Raw genomic sequence first — 24,086 nt, forward strand, 5'->3', positions numbered from 1 at the left:
CTGTTAAATCAGGCGTCTACTAAGTGTTGAATCTTTACTTATAAAAATTTTGACGGATGGTAATGAAAAGCCCCACGTATGACAAGGGAATTGCCCGGGGCTCCCTCTCCAAGCCTTGTAGTATAGGGGGTCTACGGATGTGGCAAGTTGTCACGGCAAATTTTCTGCACAAATCGCAGGCAATAAAAAACGCCCAGCTCCGTGAGGAGACTGGGCGTTTTTGTGGAACGTAAAGCGAATTAACGCTTCGAGTACTGCGGACGCTTACGCGCTTTACGCAGACCGACTTTCTTACGTTCAACTTCACGGGCATCGCGAGTAACGAAGCCAGCTTTGCGCAGAGCGCTACGCAGGGTTTCGTCGTAGCTCATCAGCGCGCGAGTGATGCCGTGGCGGATTGCGCCAGCTTGACCACTTACACCGCCACCGATAACGGTGACGTAGATGTCGAACTTTTCAACTGTCTCGGTCAGTTCCAGCGGCTGACGAACTACCATGCGGGCAGTTTCGCGGCCGAAGAAGTTATCCAGGGAGCGGTTGTTGATCGAGATGTTACCAGTGCCCGGACGCAGGAAAACGCGTGCGGTTGCGGTTTTGCGACGGCCAGTGCCGTAATTTTGAGTCGCCGACATAATGAACTATTCCGTTAAAACTTCAGTTCTTGGGGCTGCTGAGCAGCATGAGGGTGAGCTGCGCCCGCATAGACTTTCAGCTTGCGAAACATATCGCGACCCAGTGGGCCCTTCGGCAGCATGCCTTTGACCGCGATTTCGATCGGGGCTTCAGGCTTCTTGGAAATCAGGCCTTCGAAGTTGGAAGACTTGATACCGCCTGGGAAACCGGAGTGACGGTAGTACATTTTGTCGCTTGCTTTGTTGCCGGTTACACGAACCTGCTCAGCGTTGATGATGACGATGTAGTCACCGGTATCAACGTGCGGGGTGTACTCAGGCTTGTGCTTGCCACGCAGACGGCTGGCGACTTCAGTGGCCAGACGACCCAGGGTCTGACCAGCGGCGTCGACGACAAACCAGTCGCGCTGAACTGTTTCCGGTTTTGCAGTAAAAGTTGTCATTCTTTAATAGCCTCAGGGGCCGCCTGTAAATTTAGACGGCGGATCTTACTGAATAGTGCGTACTTTGACAAGGTCAAAGGCAGCCGGATACAGACGCTATCGGGGGCTCGGGTCGGCGCGTCCGTTCAACGGCAAGATTCTTCGGCAGGCGGCGCATCACTTCCACTGCAGAAAGAGGTGGGCAATTATGCAGATTGCGAAAAAAAATTCAACCTGCTTTTATGATTGTTTTCCCTGAAGGAGTACCCGATGGATTATCGACAGCTGGGCCGTACGGATCTGAACGTGAGCGCGATAGCCCTGGGCACCATGACCTGGGGTGAGCAGAACAGCGAGGCAGAGGCCTTCGCGCAGATCGAACGAGCCAAGGCCGCGGGGATCAACTTCCTCGATACGGCCGAGATGTACCCGGTGCCACCCAAGGCCGAAACCTACGCCACCACCGAGCGTTATATCGGCAACTACTTCAAGAGTCGCGGCGACCGTGCCGACTGGGTCCTGGCCAGCAAGATCGCCGGCCCCGGCAATACCATCGACTACATCCGCGACCGCCACCTGCGCCACAACCGCAAGCACATCGTCGAAGCCCTGGACGCCAGCCTCAAGCGCCTGCAAACCGACTGGATCGACCTCTATCAACTGCACTGGCCGGAACGCAGCACCAACTTCTTCGGCCAACTGAGCTACAAGCACAAGGACGAAGACGACCTCACCCCGCTGGAAGAAACCCTCGAGGCACTGGATGAACAGGTGAAGGCCGGCAAGATCCGCCACATCGGCCTGTCCAACGAAACCCCATGGGGCACCATGAAGTTCCTGGCGCTGGCTGAAGCGCGCGGCTGGACCCGTGCAGTGTCGATCCAGAACCCCTACAACCTGCTCAACCGCAGCTTCGAAGTGGGCTTGGCGGAAGTCGCCATTCGCGAACAATGCGGCCTGCTGGCCTATTCACCCCTGGCGTTCGGCATGCTCAGCGGCAAGTACGAAGGCGGCGCACGTCCCGCAAAGGCACGCCTGACCGAATACAGCCGCTTCAGCCGCTACTTCAACCCGCAGTCGGAAGCCGCGTGCAGCCGTTACGTCGCGCTGGCGCGTGAACACGGCCTGGACCCGGCACAGATGGCACTGGCATTCGTGACGCAGCAGCCGTTCGTGACCAGCAACATTATCGGGGCCACAACGCTTGCGCAGCTGGACAGCAACATTGCCAGCGCTGACCTGAAGCTGTCGAAGGAAGTGTTGGAAGGGATTGAGGCGATCCAGAAGGATCATCCGAATCCAGCGCCTTGATTGACCTTTAGGCCGCTATCGGGAGCAAGCCCTACATTTGATGGATGAATAGTTCAAATGCGGGCCTGCTCCCGATGAGGCCATCAGCCACACACCCATTCAAAGCGCCCGCGCAATAATTTCCTTCATGATTTCATTGGTACCCGCATAGATCCGCTGCACCCGCGCATCCGCCCAGGCCCGGGCAATCGGGTATTCCCACATGAAGCCGTAACCGCCATGCAACTGCACGCACTCATCGAGCACCTTGCACTGCAGGTCCGTCGCCCAGTACTTGGCCATCGCCGCCGTAGGCACATCAAGCTTGCCTTCCAGATGCAATGCCATGCACTTATCGACGAACACGCGGCCAATCTGAATCTCGGTCGCCATCTCTGCGAGCTTGAAGCGAGTGTTCTGGAAATCCGCAATGGCCTTGCCGAACGCTTTACGCTCACGGGTGTATTCCAGGGTCCACTCCAACGCAGCCTCGGCGGACGCCAAGGCACCAATCGCGACAGTCAAACGCTCCTGGGGCAACTCCTGCATCAAGTAAGCGAACCCCATGCCCGCCTGGCCCAACAGGTTTTCCCTGGGCACGCGCACGTCCTGGAAAAACAGCTCCGAGGTATCCTGAGCCTTCATGCCCACCTTCTCCAGACGCTTGCCCTTGTCAAAGCCCGGCGTATCGGCTTCGACCAGAAACAGGCTGGTGCCCTTGGCGCCGGCCTTGGGATCGGTCTTGGCCACGACGATCACCAACTCGGCCAGGTAGCCGTTGGTGATGAAGGTCTTGGAGCCATTGATCACATACTCATCACCGTCCAGGACCGCTGTGGTCTTGACGCCCTGCAGGTCGGAACCGGCACCCGGCTCGGTCATCGCAATGGCCGTGACCATTTCGCCCGAGATCAGTTTGGGCAGGTATTTGTGCTTCAGCGCCTCGCTGCCGTAATGCAGGATGTAGGGCGCAACGATATCCGAATGCAGAGAGAACCCGATTCCGGTCAGGCCCAGGCGACTGATTTCCTCAATCACCACCGCGCTGTAGAGGAAGTCTGCCCCCAGCCCGCCATATTCCTCCGGCAGATGGGAACACAGCATCCCCGCCTCCCCTGCCCTGCGCCATAAATTACGGTCAATGTAGCCCTGTTTCTCCCATTGCCCGTGGAATGGCGCCGCGTCTTTTTCGAGGAAGGTGCGCACACTCTCGCGAAAGAGTTCGTGCTCTGGGCTGAACAAGGTTCTGGGAATCATGGGTCACCTGCAAGGATTGTCGGACAAGGACGAGCCCACAGAGACTATGCCGCGATGGCGTCACGGGACACTGGACACATGCGACAAAAAATAAGACGATCCAGCCGTCTGGTGACCACTTTCCCCTATAAGAATAAATGAAATTATGTCTAACCAAATCTCCACGCCCTTGCGGCGCGTCAGCATTTTGGCCGTTGATCGGGTATTCGCTTCAACCCTCATGCAAGCCAAGGATTTCTTCCACCTCGCCAGCCTGCGCTATGGCAAACAGCAGGGCCTGGGCCTGACCCCGGCATTCGAAACGCGCCTGGTCAGCCCCGACGGGCAATCGGTGCGCAGCTTCAGCGACGTGATCATGCCGGTGGATGGCGGTCTGGAAAACGCCGACATCATTGTGTTGCCGGCCTTCTGGGACGATTTCGATGCCCTCTGCACGCGCTACCCGCAAGTGCTGCCCTGGCTGCGCGAACAACACAGCCGCGGCGCCGTACTCTGCGGCGAAGCCACCGGGGTGTTCTGGCTGGCTGAGGCCGGCTTGCTCGATGGCAAGGAAGCGACAACCTACTGGCGCTTCTTCAATGCCTTCAGCGAGCGTTTCCCCAAGGTCCAACTCAACCAGGACAAACACCTCACCGATGCCGACAACCTGTATTGCGCCGGCGGTACCACGTCGGCATGCGACCTCTACATCTACCTGATCGAACGTTTCTGCGGCGCCAACATCGCCCAGGCCGTGGCCCGCGATATCCTCTACGAAGTGCAGCGCAACTACGCACCGGGACGCATCGGTTTTGGCGGGCAGAAGCTGCATCAGGACGTGATCATCCTGCAGATCCAGCACTGGCTCGAAGAGCACTTCGCCGACAAGTTCCGCTTTGAAGATGTCGCGCGCGAACACGGCATGAGCATCCGCAACTTCATGCGCCGCTTCCAGACGGCCACCGGTGACAAGCCGCTGCATTATCTGCAACGCCTGCGAATCGAAACGGCCAAGGGCCTGCTCTCGGGCAGCCGCAAGAGCATCAAGACCATCAGTTACGAGGTGGGGTATGACGATGCGAGTTTCTTTGCGCGGTTGTTCAGGCAGCACACCGAGTTGTCGCCGAACCAATACCGCCAGCAGTTCCAGCAAGCGGCGTAGATTTACTGTGGCGAGGGAGCTGGCTCCCGCTGGACCGGGCTGGCGCTCCAGCGCGCAGCGTTCCCAAGCTTTTGGGGCTGCTGCGCAGCCCAGCGGGAGCAAGCTCCCTCGCCACAGAAGCTGGTCTTAGGGTTTGTGTCCGCGCGACAGGAACTCGTGGGACTGCATTTCCAGCAAACGGCTCAGCGTGCGCTGGAATTCGAAGTTCAAGCGACCGCCGGTATAGAGATCCTTGAGCTCGACCTCCGCCGAGATGATCAGCTTGACGTTACGGTCGTAGAACTCGTCGACCATATTGATGAACCGCCGCGCGATGTCGTCGGTGGTGACGCTCATCTGCTCCACGCCACTGAGGATCACCGCGTGGAAGATCTTGCCCAGTTCGATGTAGTCGTTCTGGCTGCGCGGGCCGTCGCAGAGTGCACGGAAGTCGAACCACGCCACGTCATCGCACGTACGCAGCGCAATGATTTCGCGGTTTTCGATCATCAGCTTGTCGTTTTCCACCGCCTGAGTGCATTCCGGCGTCAGCGCACGGAAGCTCTTTTTCAGGCTCTCGTGGGCCGCTTCGTTCAGCGGGAAGTGGAACAGCTCGGCTTGCTCAAGGTGACGCAGGCGGTAGTCGACGCCGCTGTCGACGTTGACGATTTCGGTGTTCTGCTTGATCAGCGCGATGGCCGGCAGGAAGCGCGCACGTTGCAGGCCGTCCTTGTACAGGCCGTCGGGCACGATGTTCGAAGTCGCGACCAGGGTCACGCCGTTCTTGAACAACTCTTCCATCAGGGTGCCGAGGATCATGGCGTCGGTGATGTCGGAGACAAAGAACTCATCGAAGCAGATCACCCGCGCTTCTTCGGAGAACCGCTTGGCGATGATGGTCAGGGGGTTTTTCTCGCCCGGCAGGGTCTTCATCTCTTCGTGCACACGCTTCATGAAGCGGTGGAAGTGGGTACGGACCTTGTCCTTGAACGGCAGCGCTTCGAAGAAAGTATCGACCAGATAGGTCTTGCCCCGGCCGACGCCACCCCAGAAGTACAGGCCCTTGACCGGCGTGCGGTCTTTCTTGCCAAACAGCTTGCTGAGCATCCCTGGCTTGCTTTGCGAGGCCGCGAGCAGGTCGTCGTACAGGCGCTGTAAATGACGCACCGCATTTTCCTGAGCCGCGTCATGGAAGAACTCAGGGCGTTTCAGATCAGCTTGATATCGTTCTAGGGGCGTCATAATTTCGTTAGCAAGGCAACAAAAACGGGCCGTCACTGTAGCGACGGCCCTGGATAATGGCAATCAACCCTTGGTCGGGTTAATCCTCGATAGGGGTCAACGCTACGCGCAATGCGGCGATGGCAGCATCGCGCGACTGTTCGTCGGCGAACTCGGCACTGTCGGCCACGGCCTCGCCGCCCAGCCATACGGTGAAGCCCAGGGCTTCGCTGCGTACGTCCAGTGGGTCACCGCTTTGCAACTGCTTGGTCACCGCACCCGCGGCTTTGCCATCGGCAAAGTTGCGCGACAGCAGCAGTTGCTCGCCATCGGCCGCCAGCAAACGGAAACGGAAACTACCGTCGTCTTCGCGAAAGCTCACGAAGCGCGCCGCTTTCGCCGCTTTCTTTTTGGCGGCGACCGGCGCTGCTGCCTGTTCGACAAACGAACGCAGGCCCACCGCTTCACGCAACTCGGCCAGGAACGGTGCGGCCACGGCGCGCGCTTTCTTGGCGCCGATCAGCAACAGGTCTTCCATGTCCGAGGGGCGCGACATCAGTTGATGGTAACGCTCACGAGCTTCGCCCAGTTGGCCATCCAGCAGTTGGAACAGGCGGTTCTTCGCCTCACCCCAGCCCAGGCCCTGCAGCAGTTCGGCACGGAACTCCTGCTCCTGGGCCGGCGTAGCAAACGCCTGGTACAGGGTGAACAGGTGCGAGTTATCCGGGTCTTTGGCTTCGCCGGGCGCACGGGAGTCGGTGACGATGCGCGAGATGGCGTCTTTCATGTCCTTGGCGCTGGTGAACAACGGGATGGTGTTGTCGTAGCTCTTGGACATCTTGCGGCCATCCAGGCCCGGCAAGGTGGCGACGCTTTCTTCGATCAGCGCCTCGGGCATGGTGAAGAATTCTTTACCGTTGCCGAACAGGTGGTTGAAGCGCTGGCCAATGTCACGGGCCATTTCCACGTGCTGGATCTGATCACGGCCGACAGGCACCTTGTGCGCATTGAACATCAGGATGTCCGCCGCCATCAGTACCGGGTAGCTGTACAGACCCATGCTGATGCCCGCATCCGGGTCTTCACCGGCTTCCACGTTCTTGTCCACCGAGGCCTTGTAGGCATGGGCACGATTGAGCAGGCCCTTGGCGGCCACGCAGGTCAGCAGCCAGGTCAGTTCGGGGATTTCCGGGATATCGGACTGGCGATAGAACGTCACCCGGTTCACATCCAGGCCGCCGGCCAGCCAGGTCGCGGCGATTTCCATACGCGAGCGCTGGATGCGCTGCGGGTCATCGCATTTGATCAGGGCGTGGTAGTCAGCCAGAAAGTAGAAGGAATCGGCATTGGCGTCCTGGCTGGCGAGAATCGCCGGGCGGATCGCGCCGGCGTAGTTGCCCAGGTGCGGCGTGCCGGTGGTGGTGATGCCGGTGAGGATACGGGTACGAGTCGTCATGGGTAATCGCTTATCAGACTGCTATCAATTCGAGAGGCGCGGCAGTACCAGATCCTTGAGATCGGTCAGCTTGCCATGAAAAAAGTGTCCGCATTCTGCCACTTTCAGCAGCTCATGGGGGCGTTTGAGGGCAGCGGACCAGTCGTAGACGGTCTGAGGGTCGACCACTTCGTCGGTTTCCGGCTGGATCAGGGTCAGTGGGCAGCCCAGCGGCAGCGGGTCCGTATCGCGCAGGCGCATCACCGCCGCCGCCACCATGAACAAGTGCGCAAGCTTTTCCCCCTTGGCCTCCAGGCGCCCGCCGAGGCTGGCAGCCACATAGCCGCCGAAGGAAAAACCGAGCAGCGTGATCGGCAAGTCCGGGTGTTTTTCCCGCAGCCAGGTCGCAGCTGCTTCGGCGTCATCCACTTCACCGGTGCTCATGTCGTGGGTGCCAGCGCTGGCGCCGACACCACGGTAGTTGAAACGCAAAGTAATCAAACCCGCATCGCGGGCGGTGCGTTGCAGGGTCGACACGACTTTATTGAGCATGGTCCCATCCTGCACCGGGTTGGGGTGGCAGATCAGCGCCAGGCCACGTGGCTCGGGGTGATCCAGGTACAAGGCTTCCAATTGACCCACCGGGCCTTCGATCAAAACGGGGGTTTCACGCATGAGCAAGGATGAACTCCGTGACCTCTCAAGGGGTCGACTCGTCTAGCTAAAAGTCTGTGCATGGCATGATTGCGAGCTTAATCGCGGTATACAGCGCAGGTCCGAGCCGTTAACGTAAAGCAAAGCCGTTTATAGAGGAAGGACTCGTGGAACACTCGCTCTTAGTTTGGTTGTTGCCGACTCTCGCCCTGGTTGCCGGTGTCGCCATTGGATTCCTGGTTGCTCGCCTGCTGCCAAATGCCGCGCCTAACCGCACGCAGCGTCAGCTGGATGACATTCAGGAACGTTTTGACAGTTATCAGAACGAGGTTGTTACCCACTTCAACAGCACCGCGACCCTGGTCAAGAAGCTCACCCAGAGCTACCAGGAAGTACAGGACCACCTCGCCGATGGTGCCAACCGCCTGGCCCTCGACGACATCACCCGTCAGCGCCTGCTGGCCGCGCTGCATTCCGATGCACCGCAAGCCCCACGTGAGCGCCTGACCCCACCACGGGAAAACCAGGAGCCACCACGGGACTACGCGCCAAAAACGCCGAACGCCCCCGGCATGCTGGATGAGCATTACGGCTTGAAGAAGTAAGTCTTCTCCAAGCACAAAAAAAGCCCGGCTGATCGATGATCAGCCGGGCTTTTTGTTAAGTGCTCATTCTCAAGACCAGCGACTGTGGGAGCGGGCTTGCTCGCCCCACATTTTGACCGCGTTCTGGCCTCAGGCCACAGGCTGCTCCTGCAGCCACCCACCCTCAATCCGCACATGCCGCCCATGGAAGCGCTTGAGGCTGCTGCGGTGGCCGACGCTGACAATACTCAGGCCCGGCAGTTCATCGATCAGCGCCTGATAGAGCGTTGCTTCATCCTCTTCATCCATGGCCGAAGTAGCCTCGTCCATGTACAGCCACTGCGGTGCGAACAACAGGGCGCGGGCGAAGGCCAGGCGTTGCTGCTCCCCCGGTGAAAGCATGCGTTGCCAGTGGTTGGCCTCATCAAGACAGCCAACCAGATGCGGCAAGCGGCAGGTTTCCAGCACCTGTGCATAACGTTCTGCCGAGTAGACGCTGTCGTCCTGTGGATAACTCAAGACGGCCTTGAGTGTGCCAATCGGCAGGTAGGGCTTTTGCGGCAGGAACAGGTAACGTTTGTCCGGCAGGCGAATGCTGCCGTGGCCGGCAGGCCAAAGGTGCCCCATCGCACGCAGCAAGGTACTTTTACCACTGCCGGAGCGGCCGCTGAGCATGACGCGCTGACCCGGCTCCACGATCATGTTGGCGTCAGTGAGCAGGTGGCGACCATCCGCCAGGTTCATGCCCAAGCCTTGCACCACCAGGCGTTCACCCTGCGCACTGACGTCGATAGTCGCCGGGCGCTGCTCGTTTTCGCTCATGGCCTGTTGAAAACTCAGTAGACGGTCGCTGGTCGCGCGCCAGCCCGCCAGGTCGGAATAAGCGCTGATGAACCAACTGAAGTTGCCTTGCACGTTGCCGAACGCCGAGTTGATTTGCATCAGCTCACCCAGTTCGATCTTGCCGGAAAAGTAGCGCGGCGCGGCCACAACAAACGCAAAGACGGTGGCAATCTGTTCGTAGCCGGCGGTGAAAAACGTCAGGCGCTTGGACACTTTCATAATGTCCCAGAAGTTATGCCAAACCTTGCCGAACCGCGCGCTCAGGCGTTGATTTTCATTGGGCTCGCCATTGTATAAGGCGATGCTCTCGGCGTTCTCACGCACGCGCACCATGGAGAAACGCAGGTCCGCTTCGAAGCGTTGTTGCTGGTTGCTCAACCCTATCAAGCGACGGCCGATCAGATGCGTCAGCCAACTGCCGACGGCGGCGTACAACAGCGCACACCAGAACATGTAGCCGGGGATGGTGACGCCGAACACTTCGATGCTGCCCGATACGCCCCACAGGATGATCGAGAACGACACCAGGCTGACCACGTTGCGCAACAGGCCCAGACCCAGGTTCAAGGTGCTGGAGGTGAAGTTATTGAGGTCTTCGGAAATCCGCTGGTCCGGGTTATCGGTGTAGCCGCCCTGCTCCAGTTGGTAGTAGTTTTTGTCGGCCAGCCAGCGTGCGAAGTGCTTTTCGGTGAGCCAGGCACGCCAGCGAATGGTCAGCATCTGCGTCAGGTACAGACGGTAGACCGCGCCAAGAATAGCCACCGCCGCGATACCGCAGAAGTAGCCGATCTGTCGCCAGAAGGCAGCCGTATCCTTGTTCTCCAGGGCGTTGTAGAAGTCCTTGTACCAGTGGTTGAGCCACACGGAAATTGCCACGCTGAACAGCGACAAGCCAATCACGACAGCGAGCAACAACCAGGCCTTGCCCTTCTCTTCACTGCGCCAATAGGGCGTGATCATCGCCCAGGTTCGGCGAAAGAATTGCCCGCGCACAGCGTCATTGACCGCAGAATACTCAGCGTTTTGATTCATCGTTCAGGCTCGGTAGGAAAAGATGGCAGGCGTTTGAACCGATCATAGAGGATCGGTTCGCAGCTCCGTGCAGCCTGAAACAGATTGTTCAGCCGGCGTTCAGCGCCGTACCGGACGCTTCTGCAGCTTGCGCTGCAAGGTGCGGCGGTGCATCCCCAGAGCGCGGGCGGTGGCCGAGATATTGCCTTCGTGCTCGGTCAGCACGCGCTGGATGTGCTCCCACTGCAGACGGTCCACCGACATTGGGTTTTCCGGCACCAGGGTATCGAGGTCGGCGTGCTCGGAGAGCAAGGCGGCCAGTACGTCGTCGGCGTCCGCCGGTTTGCACAGGTAGTTGCAGGCGCCGCGCTTGATCGCCTCGACGGCGGTGGCGATGCTCGAATAACCGGTGAGGATCACCACGCGCATTTCCGGGTCGAGCTCCAACAACTTGGGCAGCAACACCAGGCCTGAGTCGCCGTCCATTTTCAGGTCGAGCGCGGCGTAGTCCGGCAGGTCGGACTGGGCGATGGTCAGGCCCTCTTCGGCGGAACCGGCGGTGCTCACGCGAAAACCGCGACGGCTCATGGCACGCGCCATGACGCGGGTAAAGGTAGCGTCGTCATCTACCAGCAACAGGTGTGGCAGTTCTTCGCCTTCGACTTGGATCTCGTCACTCATCGATATCTCCTCGTGCGACACGGGGCAGGCGCAGCTCGGTAAGCGTGCCACCTTCCTCATGACTATAGAGCTTCACTGAGCCGCCCGCGCGGGTCACGCTGGCCTTGCTCAAAAACAGGCCCAGGCCGAAGCCTTTGCCCTTGGTGGTAAAGAAGGGTTTGCCGATCTGCTCGGCAATGGCCAGCGGCACGCCCGCGCCGTGGTCACGAATGCTGATGGTCACGTTTTCCGCGTCCCAGTCCAACTGCACGCCCAAGCCCTCGGGGCAGGCATCGGCCGCGTTGTTCAACAGGTTCAGCAGTGCCTGGGTCAGGTCCGGCGGCGGCGCCATGCGCGGCACACTGCCCTGCCCCAATAGATGAAAGCGGTAACTGGCCTCGGGGCGCATCAGATGCCAGCGGTTCAGCGCTTCATCGATCCACTGGGTCACATCCTGCATTTCAACCGCCAGGCGGCGATTGGCTTCGGCAGCACGCACCAGTTGCTGCAAGGTCAGCTTGCACTGTTTGACCTGCTCCTGCAGCACACTGAGGTCATCCTGCAGGGCCGGGTCATGATGATCCTGAGTCATTTCCTTGAGCAGCACGCTCATGGTTGCCAGCGGCGTGCCCAGTTCATGGGCGGCGCCGGCAGCCTGAGTCGCGACGGCCAGCAATTGCTGGTCGCGCAGGCCCTCTTCGCGGCGAATGGCACGCAGCTCCTCCTGGCGGCGCAACTCTTCGGCCATTCGCGCCGCAAAAAAGGTGATGACGGCAGCGGACAGCGCAAAGCTCAGCCACATCCCGTAGATCTGCAGGTTTTCCCGGGCGATGGGGAAGGTTTGCAATGGATAGAACTGCGCCAGCAGCAAGGTGTAGAGCGTCAACGCAATGCCCGACAGTACCACCGAATAGCGCCACGGAAGCGTCACGGCAGCGATCGTCAGCGGCACCAGGTAATAAGAAACAAAGGGGTTGGTGGACCCCCCCGAGAAATACAGCAAGACACTGTGGATAAACAGGTCGCACGCCAATTGAAGGGCATATTCCAGCTCGGTCACTGGCCACGTGGTACGCAGGCGAATAGCAGTGAACGCGCATAGCACCATGGAAAATGCCAGGGTCACGCCCAGTTGCAGCCATGGCAGCGGCAACAGGTCGAACCAATACGCAAGCCCGACGGAGCCGGCCTGGGCGGCCAGTACCAAGGTGCGAATGAACGTCAGGCGCCAGAGGTTCTGGCGGGTGGCGGAAGTCAGTTTTACGGCGGCGAGCATGAGCTCTCCCGGTGAGCGCAGCAGGCGGATCGGCAGGAGTATAAACGAAGCAGACCGCACGGCACGGCGTGTGTGGCTCTTTGACGCAGGCCGGGCAGATGACCGTTCGTCCGCCCCTCGTAACTTGTAGCGAATGTGTAAACCCGAAGAACCCACCGCTCCCGTCTACAGTCATACCGGACACGACTGTCCCAATACGACTTTCACAAGGAACTTCCATGTCTCGTTTCATTCGCAGTGCAGCTGTTATCACCCTCGGCGTTGCCACCCTGGCCAGCCTGCCGGCCATGGCGGCAGAAGGGCTGAACTACAACCAGATTTCCCTGCGTGCCGAGGCCAGCCAGGAGGTTGCCCGCGACAAGATGATCGTCACCCTCTACACCGAATCCCAAAACAGCGACCCTGCCAAACTCGCTGCTGAAATCACCACCACCCTGAACAAGGCCCTGGACCAGGCCCGTGAAGTCAAAGCGGTGACCCTGCGCCAGGGCAGCCGCAACAGCTACCCGATCTACGACAGCAAGAACCAGAAGATCACCGGCTGGCGTGAGCGCGCCGAACTGCGCCTGGAAAGCGCGGACTTCCCGGCGCTGTCCAAGCTCACCGGTGAAATGCTCAACACCATGAAAATGGAAAACATGGACTTCGCCATCGCCGATGCCACGCGCAAGGCCAGTGAAGATGCCCTGCTCAAAGAGGCCGTTGCCGCCTTCAAGGCCCGCGCGCAACTGGCCACCGATGCTCTGGGCGGCAAGGGCTACAAGATCGTCAACCTGAACTTCAACACCAACGGTTACCCACAACCGTACGCCCGCAATGGCGGGATGATGATGAAGGCGGCCATGATGGATTCGGCGCCGACCCCGCAAGTCGAAGCCGGCACCAGCCAGGTCAACATGAGCGCTGATGGCGTGATCGAAGTGCAGATGCAATGACCCCTATCTGACAAACGTTAACGGCGGTAACCTCGGTTCCGCCGTTTTCGTTTGGGCAGCTTATATATGCCTGCCATTTCAGGGGTATCCATGGAAAGAATCGCCGTAAAACCGCTCATCCTCGCCGCTGGACTCCTGGCCTTCATGCCGATGGCCCAGGCGGCGAGCACCCTGGTCTACTGTTCCGAAGCCAGCCCCGCCGGCTTCGACCCCAGCCAGTACACCAGCGGTACCGACTTTGATGCCTCCGCCGAAACGGTCTTCAACCGCCTGACTCAGTTCAAGCGCGGCGGCACCGAAGTCGAGCCCGGGCTGGCGACCCGCTGGGACGTATCCAACGACGGCCTGACCTATACCTTCCATCTGCGCGAAGGGGTGAAATTCCACACCACCGATTACTTCACGCCAACACGCGACTTCAATGCGGACGATGTGCTGTTTACCTTCAATCGCCTGCTGGACGCTGAAAGCCCATTTCGCAAGGCGTATCCATCCGAATCGCCCTACTTCACCGACATGGGCTTGAACACCACGATCAAGAGCGTCGACAAACTCGACGAGCACACCGTACGTTTCAGCCTGAACAACGTCGACGCGTCGTTCGTGCAGAACCTGGCCATGAGTTTCGCCTCCGTGCAATCGGCCGAGTACGCCGCCCAGTTACTAAAGGAAGGCAAGGCCGAAGACATCAACCAGAAGCCGGTGGGTACAGGGCCGTTCGTGTTCAAGCGCTATCAGAAAGACTCGCAGATTCGCTACGCGGCCAATAAGCAGTATTGGAAGCCCGAGGACGTGAAGCTCGACAACCTGATATTCGCCATCACTCCGGACGCCGCCGCACGCCTGCAGAAACTCAAGGCCGGCGAATGCCAGGTCAGCGGTTATCCACGCCCGTCCGATATCGAAGTTATGAAGCAAGACCCTGACCTGCGGGTGCTGCAACAAGCCGGTTTCAACCTGGGGTTTCTGGCCTACAACGTGACCCACCCGCCGCTGGATCAGCTAAAAGTACGCCAGGCCCTGGATATGGCCATCGACAAGCCGGCCATCATCAAGGCGGTGTACCAGAGCGCCGGACAATTGGCGCAAAACGCCTTGCCTCCAGCGCAGTGGTCTTATGACCCGGCAATCAAGGATGCCCCGTATGATCCGACCAAGGCCCGGGCGCTACTAAAAGAAGCAGGAGTTGCACCCGGTACTACCATCAACCTGTGGGCAATGACTGTCCAGCGCGCCTCCAACCCGAATGCGCGGATGTCCGCCCAGATGATCCAGCAGGACTGGGAAAAAGTCGGCATCAAAGCCAACATCGTCAGCTATGAGTGGGGCGAATACATCAAGCGCGCCAAAAACGGCGAACACGATGCGATGATTTATGGCTGGACCGGCGACAACGGCGACCCGGATAACTGGCTCGGCGTGCTCTACAGTTGTGCCGCGGTCAAGGGCAGTAACTACGCCAAATGGTGTAACCCGGCCTACGACAAACTGGTGCAGCAGGCCAAGGTCAGCAACGACCGCGAGCAACGCATCAAGTGGTATCAACAGGCGCAAAAAATCCTCAAGGAACAAGTACCTATAACGCCTATTGCGAACTCGACAGTTTTCCAGCCCCTGCGCAAGGAAGTCCGTGATTTCAAAATCAGCCCTTTTGGGCTCACACCGTTCTATGGTGTCAGTCTAGATAAGTAACAGCGCCGCCCCAACCAAGTGCGCCAGACGCCTCGGTTGGGCTTTTTTGGTGCGCGCACTGCACCGAAAAAAACCTCAATACGTACGTAATTATGTACAAACTTTCATAATTGCGACATTCCTGTACGTTCGTACCACACTTTAAGTCTCGCAACGGTTCTGCATCTTGCAATGGGTATGGCCCCTGCATAAGTATCCGCAGGCCGACTCACGAGGTCGCCCTCACCACCAAAAATGACAACAAATCATGAGGCCAACATGCTTAAACACGCAGTCATTCCGCTAATCGTCAGCGCTGGCCTTATGGCAGCAGCCCCTTTCGCCCAAGCGGCGACTAACCTGGTGTTCTGCTCCGAAGGCAGCCCTGCAGGTTTTGACCCGGGCCAGTACACCACCGGAACAGACTTCGATGCCTCGGCCGAAACCATGTTCAACCGCCTGACCCAGTTCGAGCGCGGCGGCACCGCTGTAACTCCTGGGTTGGCTACCAGCTGGGAGGTGTCCCCAGATGGCCTGACGTACACCTTCCACCTGCGCGACGGCGTGAAGTTCCATACCACCCCGTACTTCAAACCCACGCGTACCTTCAATGCCGATGACGTGCTCTTCACGTTCAACCGCATGATCAACAAGGACGATCCGTTCCGCAAAGCCTACCCCACCGAGTTCCCGTACTTCACGGACATGGGGATGGACACCAACATCAAGAACATCGAAAAAGTCGATGACCACACCGTCAAGTTCGTCCTTGGCACTGTGGACGCCGCCTTTATCCAGAACCTGGCAATGAGTTTCGCGTCGATCCAGTCGGCCGAATACGCCGCGCAGTTGTTGAAAGAAGGCAAAGCTGCCGACATCAACCAAAAGCCTGTCGGTACTGGCCCGTTCGTGTTCAAGAGCTATCAGAAAGACTCCAACATTCGTTACACCGGCAACAAAGACTACTGGAAGCCGGAAGACGTCAAGATCGACAACCTGATCTTCGCCATCACCACCGACCCGTCGGTGCGTATCCAGAAGCTCAAGAAAAACGAATGCCAGGTCACCCTGTTCCCACGTCCGGCCGACCTCAAGGCGCTGGGTGAAGACAAGGACCTGAAACTGCCGCACCAGGCCGGTTTCAACCTGGGCTACATCGCTTACAACGTCATGGACAAGGTCAAGGGCAGTGACCAGCCAAACCCGCTGGCAGACCTGCGCGTGCGCCAGGCGCTGGACATGGCGGTGAACAAACAGCAGATCATCGACTCCGTCTACCAGGGTGCCGGTCAGTTGGCCGTCAACGCCATGCCGCCGACCCAATGGTCGTACGACACCACCATCAAGGACGCCAAGTACGATCCTGAGAAAGCCAAGTCGCTGCTCAAGGAAGCCGGCATCAAGGAAGGTACCGAGATCGTCCTGTGGGCCATGCCGGTTCAGCGTCCGTACAACCCGAACGCCAAGCTGATGGCTGAAATGCTGCAGAACGACTGGAAGAAGATCGGTCTCAACGTGAAAATCACCAGCTACGAGTGGGGCGAGTACATCAAGCGCTCCAAAGGTGGCGAGAACCAGGCCATGATCATTGGCTGGAGCGGTGACAATGGTGACCCGGACAACTGGCTGAACGTGCTGTTCGGCTGCGACTCGCTGAGCGGTAACAACTTCTCCAAATGGTGCGACAAAAAATTCGACGGCATCGTAAAAGAAGCCAAGGCCACATCGGATGTCGCCAAACGCACCGAGCTGTACAAGCAGGCGCAACATATCCTCAAAGATGCAGTCCCGATGACACCTATCGCGCACTCGACGGTGTATCAACCCATGCGCAACACCGTGCAGGACTTCAAGATCAGCCCGTTTGGCTTGAACTCCTTCTACGGCGTCAGCGTAAGCGGCAAGTAAGGATCTATAACGGCGACGCTTCCCAGCGTCGCCGTTATTACATCCGCCGAGACTGTAGGAAACAGACCACAGCGAACTCATTGCCGTCCTACAGCAATGAACTGCGATCCGCGGCTCCGTTACCTACAAGGTCAGTCAGATTTGACGCATTTACTGCAGGATCCGCGACCCATAACGTCGTAGGACAGCAGCAGCTTCATTCTGAGAAAGGCACTTGCTGTGTGTGGGATCAGTGAGGTCTCTTCGGCCCCAGGCCTGGGAGATTGCTGACTGGTTGATAACTACAAACAAGGATCGGGATCGTCATGCGCCATACCACCGTTCTATCCGCAATTTTTGGCACCAGCCTGCTGGCTGTGGCCACGATGGGCCAAGCCGCCGACAAGAAGAGCCTGGTGTTCTGCTCCGAAGGCAGCCCCGCCGGGTTCGACACTGCGCAATACACCACCGCCACCGACAACGATGCGGCAGAGCCTCTGTACAACCGCCTCGTCGAGTTTGAAAAAGGCGCGACCAACGTGGTGCCTGGGCTGGCAACCAAGTGGGATATCTCCGATGACGGCCTGACCTACACCTTCCACCTGCGCGAAGGGGTGAAGTTCCACAGCAACAAGGAGTTCAAGCCGACGCGCGACTTCAACGCCGACGACGTGCTGTTCACCTTCAACCGCATGCTTGACCCCGACCATCCGTTTCGCAAGGCCTACCCCACCGAGTTTCCGTACTTCAACGGGATGAGCCTGAACAAGAACATTGCCAAGGTCGAGAAAACCGACCCGCACACCGTGGTGATGACCCTGAACACGGTCGACGCTGCATTCGTGCAGAACATCGCCATGAGCTTCGCCGCGATCCTCTCGGCTGAATACGCCGAGCAGTTGCTCAAGGAAGGCAAGCCCAGCGACATCAACCAGAAGCCGATCGGCACCGGCCCATTTGTGTTCCAGCGCTACCAGAAGGATTCACAGATCCGCTATGTGGCGAACAAACAGTACTGGGACCCGAGCCGGGTCAAGCTCGATCAATTGATCTTCGCCATCAACACCGACGCCTCGGTACGGGTGCAGAAACTCAAGGCCGGCGAATGCCAGGTGACCCTGCACCCGCGTCCGGCCGACGTCGACGCGCTCAAGGCCGACCCGAACCTGCAACTGTTGACCAAGCCCGGTTTCAACCTCGGCTACATCGCCTACAACGTGCGCCACAAACCTTTCGACCAGCTCGAAGTGCGCCAGGCGCTGGACATGGCAGTCAACAAGCAAAGCATTCTGAACGCCGTGTACCAGGGCGCCGGGCAACTGGCGGTCAACGCGATGCCCCCTACCCAATGGTCCTACGACGACACCATCAAGGATGCCGCCTACAACCCGGAAAAAGCCAAGGAACTGCTCAAGGCTGCCGGCGTGAAGGAAGGCACCGAGATCACCTTGTGGGCCATGCCCGTGCAGCGGCCATACAACCCCAATGCCAAGCTGATGGCCGAGATGCTGCAGAACGACTGGGCCAAGATCGGCCTCAAGGTCAAGATCGTCAGTTACGAGTGGGGCGAATACATCAAGCGCACCAAGAACGGTGAGCACGATATCAGCCTCATCGGCTGGACCGGCGACAACGGTGACCCGGACAACTGGCTGGGCACCCTTTACAGCTGCGACGCCATCGGCGGGAACAACTACTCCATGTGGTGCGACCCGGCGTACGACAAGCTGATCAAGCAAGCCAAGGTCGTTACCGACCGCGAACAAAGGACTGTTCTGTACAAACAGGCGCAGCAACTGCTTAAAGCCCAGGTGCCGATCACGCCAGTCGCCCACTCGACGGTCAACCAGCCGTTAAGCGCCAAAGTCGAAGGCTTCAAGGTAAGCCCCTTCGGCCGTAACGTGTTCTCGGGCGTCAGTATCAACCCATAAAAATAAATAACCGGATTGCGCAGGGCGGGAACGGCTCTGCTGCAAACGCGCAGCCTTTTGTTAGGATTTTTCCTACGCCAAACGTTTGCAATAGCTTGAACGAGTTACACACCAATAGCCGGTTCACCTAAAAAGACCGGCATAAAAAGAGAACCAAAGGAGCTCCACCCATGAAATTGAGCAGCAAAGCGCTTCTGGCCCTGGCCATCAGCAGCATCACGGCAACCGCCTTCGCTGAAACCCAAAGCCAGGACTTCGTTCCAACCACATTGGCCGGCACCAGCGCCCAAAGCGAGGCCAAGGGCTTTATCGACGGAGCGAGCCTGGGCGGTACCACCCGGAACTGGTTTTCCAATGAAAACAAATTCCGTGGCGGTAAATTCTCCTATGAAAAACATGGTGAGACCCGTACCGACGCCTACCGCACCAACTGGGTACAAGGCACCATCCTCAACGGCACCTCTGGCTTCACCCAGGGCACCATTGGCGTGAGCACCGAAGTAGCCGTCTACAACGCCCTGGTTCTGGATCGCAGCAAGCGCGACATCAAGGGTGGTTCCAACCGTACGCTGGCCGACTCCAACGGCGACGCCGTTGACCAGTGGAGCAAACTGGGCCTGGCCAACGTCAAGTTCCGCGCTTCGAACACCACACTGACCGCCGGTCGTCAGAACTTCAGCAGCGGAATCGTCGACACCATCGGCAACCGTGCGCTGCCTTCGAGCTTTGAAGGTATTTCGATCGACAGCCAGGAATTCAGCAACCTGTCGTTCCAGGGCGGTGTTTTCGATCGCGTGTCGCCACGTACCGAACAAAGCCTGTCGAAGTTCCGTTCCGAATACGGCAACGGCCAGACCACCGACAAGGTGAAAACCCTGGGCTTCAACTACCAGCCGTTCAAGAGCCTGAAAACCAGCGTGTTCGCGGCTAACGTCGAGGACTTCTGGAACCAGTACTACGTCGGCGCCACTCACGAACTGGGCGACAGCAGCGTCCTGGGTCTGACCACCGGCCTGAACTACTATAAAACCACCGACACCGGCAGCAAGAAGATGGGCAAGATCGACAACGACACTTACTCGTTGTCTCTGGGCCTGACTCACCAGGCCCACAGCCTGACCTTCGCCTACCAGGCCATCAACGGTGACGAATACTTCGACTACCTGCACGAAACCAACGGCATCTACCTGGCCAACTCCCTGACGTCCGACTTCAACGGACCGAACGAGAAGTCCTTCCAGATCGCCTACGGCCTCAACATGGCTGAATACGGCGTGCCAGGCCTGAAATTCAATGCCTACTCGGCGCGCGGCTGGGGTATCGACGGTACTCACTACACCGGCACCGCCTACGGTGAATCGGGCGTGCGTCGCAGCGACCTGCGCCTGATGGACGGCGAAACCCACCAGGAATATGGCGTGGGCGCGTCCTACGCGATCCAGAGCGGCTCACTCAAGGCAACCACCATTCGTGGCACCTATGTGACCCACCGCGCCAGTGAAAACCAGGCTGACGGCAACATCCGTGAATTCCGCCTGGTCACCACCATCCCGTTCAATATTCTTTAATTAGCGCCAGGTACACGGCGGGCTCAGGACGAGCCTGCCGTCTACGCTTGTCTGGCTCCATCGATTGCAGAGGGTTCTGAATGAAAATGCTCCCGTTACAAGCCGCCATGGCCGCCGCGCTGCTGAGCGTGGCGATCGGCGTTTCGGCCAAACCGCTGGTGGTCTGCACCGAAGCCAGCCCGGAAGGTTTTGACCCGGTTCTGTACACCACGGCCGTCACCGCCGACGCCACCGCTGAAACCATGTTCAACCGCCTGGTGGATTTCAAGCCCGGCACCACCGAAGTGATTCCAGCACTGGCCAAGGCCCTGCCGGATATCAGTGCCGATGGCCTGACCTACACCTTTCACCTGCGTGACGACGTCAAGTTCCACACCACCGACTATTTCAAACCCACGCGCAATATGAACGCCGACGACGTGCTTTGGAGTTTCCAGCGCCAGCTGGACCCGAACCACCCTTGGCACAAGAAGTCCGCTGTGGGCTACCCCTACTTCGAAAGCATGGGCTTCAAGGAACTGCTCAAGAGCGTAGAGAAGACCGATGACCACACCGTCGTCTTTACCCTGACACGTCCTGAGGCACCCTTCCTGGCCGACCTGGCCATGGCATTCTCCTCGATTCACTCCGCCGAATATGCCGACCAGTTGCTCAAGTCCGGCAACACCGATGACCTGAACGCCAAGCCGATCGGCACAGGGCCGTTCATCTTCACGCGCTATGCCAAGGACGCCCAGGTACGCTTCAAGGCCAACCCGGAGTACTTCCGTGGCAAGCCGCCGGCTGATCCGCTGATTTTGGCAATCACCACCGACAACAACGTGCGCCTGCAGAAACTCAAGGCCAACGAATGCCAGGTCGCGCTGTATCCCAAGCCCGATGATATTCCGAGCATCAAGAAAGACCCGAACCTGAAAGTCGATGAACTGGCGGCGATGACCACCGCGTACACCGCCCTGAACACCACGCACAAGTACATGAGCGACGCGCGGGTGCGCCATGCGATCAACATCGCGTTCGACAAAAAAGGCTACAACGAATCGCTCTACGGCAAAGGCAACGCCGTCGACGCCACCGGCCCGTATCCGCCGACCTTGCTAGGTTTCAACGACAAGTTGAAGAACCCGCCACGCGACCTGGACAAGGCCCGAGCCCTGCTCAAGGAAGCCGGCGTGCCGGAAGGTACCGAGTTCACCCTGTTCACCCGTAACGGCGGCGGCCCGACCAACCCTAACCCGCTGCTCGGCGCCCAGCGCATGCAAGCGGATCTGGCCCAGATCGGCCTGAAGGTCAATATCAAGGTCATGGAATGGGGCGAAATGCTCAAGCGCGCCAAAGCCGGCGAGCACGACATGGTATCCGCCGGCTGGGCGGGGGATAACGGGGACCCGGATAACTTCCTCACCCCGAACCTGAGTTGCGACGCCGCAAAAAACGGCGAAAACTACGCCCGTTGGTGTAACAAAGAGTTCCAGGACTTGATCGACAAAGCCCGTGGCAACGCTGAACCGACCCAGCGCGCGGCACTCTATGAACAAGCACTGGACGTTTTCGACAAGGACCAACCCTGGATCCCCATGGCCTACCCGAAAATGTTCACCGCCATGCGCAAGAACGTCGAGGGTTATATCCAAAGCCCTCTGACGACCAATAACTTCGCCACCACCCAGGTGAAGTAATAAGAAAAACGCTCGGCGCCGTCGACATTGACGGCGCCGGACCTGCCTAACCGGCTGATTGAGGTACACAACCCGATGTTTAGTTTTATTGCCCGCCGACTGGGGTTATTGATCCCCACGTTTTTCGGCATCACGTTGCTCACATTTGCGTTGATTCGCATGATCCCTGGCGACCCTGTCGAAGTCATGATGGGCGAGCGGCGCGTCGACCCAGAGATGCACGCACAGGCAATGGAACGCCTTGGTCTTAACAAACCGTTATATGCGCAATACCTGGATTACGTCGGCAAGCTCGCCCACGGCGACCTTGGCGAATCGCTGCGTACCCGCACCAGCGTGTGGACTGAGTTCACCGCGCTCTTCCCGGCGACCCTGGAACTGTCCATGGCCGCCCTGTTGTTCGCCGGTATCCTGGGCCTGCTGGCCGGGGTGATCGCGGCCTTGAAGCGAGGATCCCTGTTCGACCATGGGGTGATGGGCATCTCCCTGGCGGGATATTCGATGCCGATCTTCTGGTGGGGCCTGATCCTGATCATGTTCTTCTCGGTCAGCCTGGGCTGGACCCCGGTTTCCGGGCGTATCGACCTGCTCTACGACATCGAGCCGCGCACCGGCTTCATGCTGATCGACACCCTGCTGGCTGACGAGCCGGACGCGTTCTTCGATGCGCTGCACCACCTGATCCTGCCGGCCATCGTGCTCGGCACCATCCCGCTGGCGGTGATTGCGCGGATGACCCGTTCCTCCATGCTCGAAGTATTGCGTGAGGACTACATCCGCACCGCCAAGGCCAAGGGCCTGTCGCCAACGCGTGTAGTTTTCGTGCATGGCCTGCGTAACGCGCTGATCCCGGTATTGACCGTAGTCGGCCTGCAAGTGGGCACGCTGCTGGCCGGTGCGGTATTGACCGAAACCATCTTCTCGTGGCCCGGGATCGGCAAATGGCTGATCGAAGCCATTGGTGCACGGGATTATCCGGTGGTGCAAAACGGCATCCTGTTGATCGCCTGTCTGGTGATCCTGGTGAACTTCGTGGTGGATATCCTCTACGGCTTCGCCAACCCACGCATCCGTCACCAGCGCTGAGATCATGACCATGACCACACCTACTCAAGTGTCAGCAGTCGATCAAAGCCTGCTGTACCCGTCCCCGTACAAAGAATTCTGGCAAGCGTTCTCCAAGAACAAAGGCGCGGTTGCCGGCTTGCTGTTCATGTTGCTGATCGTGTTCTGCGCGATCTTCGCGCCCTGGGTCGCACCGCATAACCCGAGCGAGCAATACCGTGACTTCCTGCTGACCCCTCCGGCGTGGCTGGAAGGCGGGCAGATGCAGTTCCTGCTCGGCACCGACGAACTGGGCCGTGACTTGCTCTCACGCCTGATCCAGGGCTCGCGCCTGTCGCTGCTGATCGGCTTGTCGTCGGTGGTGATGTCGCTGATCCCGGGGATCCTGCTGGGCCTGTTCGCCGGCTTCTTCCCGCGCCTGCTCGGCCCGACCATCATGCGTCTGATGGACATCATGCTGGCCCTGCCATCGCTGCTGCTGGCCGTTGCCATTGTCGCGATCCTCGGCCCTGGCCTGATCAACACCGTAATCGCCATCGCCATCGTGTCGCTGCCGTCCTATGTGCGTCTGACCCGCGCGGCCGTGATGGGCGAACTGAACCGCGACTACGTGACGGCCGCCCGTCTCGCCGGAGCCGGCCTGCCACGTCTGATGTTCATTACTGTGCTGCCCAACTGCATGGCGCCGCTGATCGTTCAGGCCACCTTGAGCTTCTCGTCGGCGATCCTCGATGCCGCGGCACTGGGCTTCCTCGGCCTTGGCGTGCAACCGCCAACCCCGGAGTGGGGCACCATGCTGGCCTCGGCCCGCGACTACATCGAACGCGCCTGGTGGGTCGTGAGCCTGCCTGGTTTGACCATTTTGCTCAGCGTGCTGGCAATCAACTTGATGGGCGACGGCCTGCGCGATGCGCTGGACCCGAAACTCAAGAACGCCGCCTGAGG

The 24,086-nt window shown here is 59.1% G+C and carries 20 protein-coding genes; 11 read left to right on the forward strand and 9 right to left on the reverse strand.

Features of this window, described 5'->3' with window-relative positions:
• Positions 1–239: 239 nt before the first annotated feature.
• Positions 240–632 carry a 30S ribosomal protein S9 gene (gene rpsI / locus EXW71_RS11570; protein WP_016971570.1) on the reverse strand — a complete coding sequence of 131 codons (393 nt, stop codon included), beginning with the start codon at positions 630–632 and terminating at the stop codon, positions 240–242.
• A 14-nt stretch (positions 633–646) separates the two neighbouring features.
• Positions 647–1,075: a 50S ribosomal protein L13 gene (rplM, locus tag EXW71_RS11575; RefSeq protein ID WP_060754914.1), complete on the reverse strand. Its 429-nt coding sequence runs from the start codon at positions 1,073–1,075 to the stop codon at positions 647–649.
• A 249-nt stretch (positions 1,076–1,324) separates the two neighbouring features.
• On the opposite strand from rplM, the gene EXW71_RS11580 reads away from it, so the two are divergent.
• A complete protein-coding gene (locus tag EXW71_RS11580) occupies positions 1,325–2,365 on the forward strand; it encodes an NADP(H)-dependent aldo-keto reductase (protein ID WP_123714562.1) in 1,041 nt (346 codons plus the stop codon).
• Between the two features lie 99 nt (positions 2,366–2,464).
• On the opposite strand, the gene EXW71_RS11585 is transcribed toward EXW71_RS11580, so the two are convergent.
• Complete coding sequence (locus EXW71_RS11585) at positions 2,465–3,601, reverse strand: acyl-CoA dehydrogenase family protein (protein WP_134658689.1); 1,137 nt, start codon at positions 3,599–3,601, stop codon at positions 2,465–2,467.
• 220 nt (positions 3,602–3,821) lie between these two features.
• Here EXW71_RS11585 and EXW71_RS11590 point away from each other — a divergent pair, with 220 nt between their 5' ends.
• The gene (locus tag EXW71_RS11590; RefSeq protein WP_177421589.1) at positions 3,822–4,742 is read left to right on the forward strand and encodes a GlxA family transcriptional regulator; all 921 of its coding nucleotides are present in this window, start codon (positions 3,822–3,824) and stop codon (positions 4,740–4,742) included.
• A gap of 126 nt (positions 4,743–4,868) precedes the next feature.
• Here EXW71_RS11590 and zapE read toward each other — a convergent pair whose 3' ends face one another.
• The 3 genes from zapE to EXW71_RS11610 form a co-directional block, all read right to left on the reverse strand.
• Positions 4,869–5,963 (reverse strand): cell division protein ZapE, encoded by a 1,095-nt coding sequence (gene zapE, locus EXW71_RS11600; protein ID WP_134658695.1) that lies wholly within the window; start codon positions 5,961–5,963, stop codon positions 4,869–4,871.
• 79 nt (positions 5,964–6,042) lie between these two features.
• On the reverse strand, positions 6,043–7,398 hold the full coding sequence (locus EXW71_RS11605; protein ID WP_134658697.1) for a tryptophan--tRNA ligase: 1,356 nt from the start codon (positions 7,396–7,398) through the stop codon (positions 6,043–6,045).
• Between the two features lie 24 nt (positions 7,399–7,422).
• Positions 7,423–8,052: an alpha/beta hydrolase gene (locus EXW71_RS11610; protein ID WP_134658699.1), complete on the reverse strand. Its 630-nt coding sequence runs from the start codon at positions 8,050–8,052 to the stop codon at positions 7,423–7,425.
• A gap of 146 nt (positions 8,053–8,198) precedes the next feature.
• Between EXW71_RS11610 and EXW71_RS11615 the strand changes: the two genes are divergently transcribed.
• Positions 8,199–8,636 carry a YhcB family protein gene (locus EXW71_RS11615; protein ID WP_017138275.1) on the forward strand — a complete coding sequence of 146 codons (438 nt, stop codon included), beginning with the start codon at positions 8,199–8,201 and terminating at the stop codon, positions 8,634–8,636.
• Between the two features lie 129 nt (positions 8,637–8,765).
• Here the strand turns inward: EXW71_RS11615 and EXW71_RS11620 are convergent, their stop codons facing one another.
• The 3 genes from EXW71_RS11620 to EXW71_RS11630 form a co-directional block, all read right to left on the reverse strand.
• Complete coding sequence (locus EXW71_RS11620; RefSeq protein ID WP_134658700.1) at positions 8,766–10,490, reverse strand: ABC transporter ATP-binding protein/permease; 1,725 nt, start codon at positions 10,488–10,490, stop codon at positions 8,766–8,768.
• Positions 10,491–10,589: 99 nt separating this feature from the next.
• Positions 10,590–11,150 carry a response regulator transcription factor gene (locus EXW71_RS11625; RefSeq protein ID WP_134658702.1) on the reverse strand — a complete coding sequence of 187 codons (561 nt, stop codon included), beginning with the start codon at positions 11,148–11,150 and terminating at the stop codon, positions 10,590–10,592.
• Positions 11,143–12,405, reverse strand: coding sequence for an ATP-binding protein (locus EXW71_RS11630; protein WP_123714555.1), 1,263 nt, complete (start codon positions 12,403–12,405; stop codon positions 11,143–11,145). Before EXW71_RS11630 ends, EXW71_RS11625 begins: the two co-directional genes overlap by 8 nt.
• A gap of 218 nt (positions 12,406–12,623) precedes the next feature.
• Between EXW71_RS11630 and EXW71_RS11635 the strand changes: the two genes are divergently transcribed.
• The 8 genes from EXW71_RS11635 (at position 12,624) to EXW71_RS11670 (ending at position 24,084) form a co-directional block, all read left to right on the forward strand.
• The gene (locus EXW71_RS11635; RefSeq protein WP_134658704.1) at positions 12,624–13,340 is read left to right on the forward strand and encodes an SIMPL domain-containing protein; all 717 of its coding nucleotides are present in this window, start codon (positions 12,624–12,626) and stop codon (positions 13,338–13,340) included.
• A 90-nt stretch (positions 13,341–13,430) separates the two neighbouring features.
• The gene (locus tag EXW71_RS11640) at positions 13,431–15,032 is read left to right on the forward strand and encodes an ABC transporter substrate-binding protein (protein ID WP_134658706.1); all 1,602 of its coding nucleotides are present in this window, start codon (positions 13,431–13,433) and stop codon (positions 15,030–15,032) included.
• Positions 15,033–15,290: 258 nt separating this feature from the next.
• Entirely contained in the window at positions 15,291–16,919 is a 1,629-nt protein-coding gene (locus EXW71_RS11645; RefSeq protein WP_134658708.1) for an ABC transporter substrate-binding protein, read from the forward strand.
• Positions 16,920–17,284: 365 nt separating this feature from the next.
• Positions 17,285–18,829, forward strand: coding sequence for an ABC transporter substrate-binding protein (locus EXW71_RS11650; RefSeq protein ID WP_372241324.1), 1,545 nt, complete (start codon positions 17,285–17,287; stop codon positions 18,827–18,829).
• 170 nt (positions 18,830–18,999) lie between these two features.
• Positions 19,000–20,397 (forward strand): OprD family outer membrane porin, encoded by a 1,398-nt coding sequence (locus tag EXW71_RS11655; protein ID WP_134658710.1) that lies wholly within the window; start codon positions 19,000–19,002, stop codon positions 20,395–20,397.
• An 80-nt stretch (positions 20,398–20,477) separates the two neighbouring features.
• Positions 20,478–22,076, forward strand: coding sequence for an ABC transporter substrate-binding protein (locus EXW71_RS11660; RefSeq protein ID WP_134658712.1), 1,599 nt, complete (start codon positions 20,478–20,480; stop codon positions 22,074–22,076).
• Between the two features lie 75 nt (positions 22,077–22,151).
• On the forward strand, positions 22,152–23,162 hold the full coding sequence (locus EXW71_RS11665; protein WP_123714548.1) for an ABC transporter permease subunit: 1,011 nt from the start codon (positions 22,152–22,154) through the stop codon (positions 23,160–23,162).
• 10 nt (positions 23,163–23,172) lie between these two features.
• The gene (locus tag EXW71_RS11670) at positions 23,173–24,084 is read left to right on the forward strand and encodes an ABC transporter permease subunit (RefSeq protein ID WP_003188486.1); all 912 of its coding nucleotides are present in this window, start codon (positions 23,173–23,175) and stop codon (positions 24,082–24,084) included.
• Positions 24,085–24,086: the final 2 nt, after the last annotated feature.

Source organism: Pseudomonas sp. BCA17 (assembly GCF_004519405.1).
Taxonomy (GTDB): domain Bacteria; phylum Pseudomonadota; class Gammaproteobacteria; order Pseudomonadales; family Pseudomonadaceae; genus Aquipseudomonas.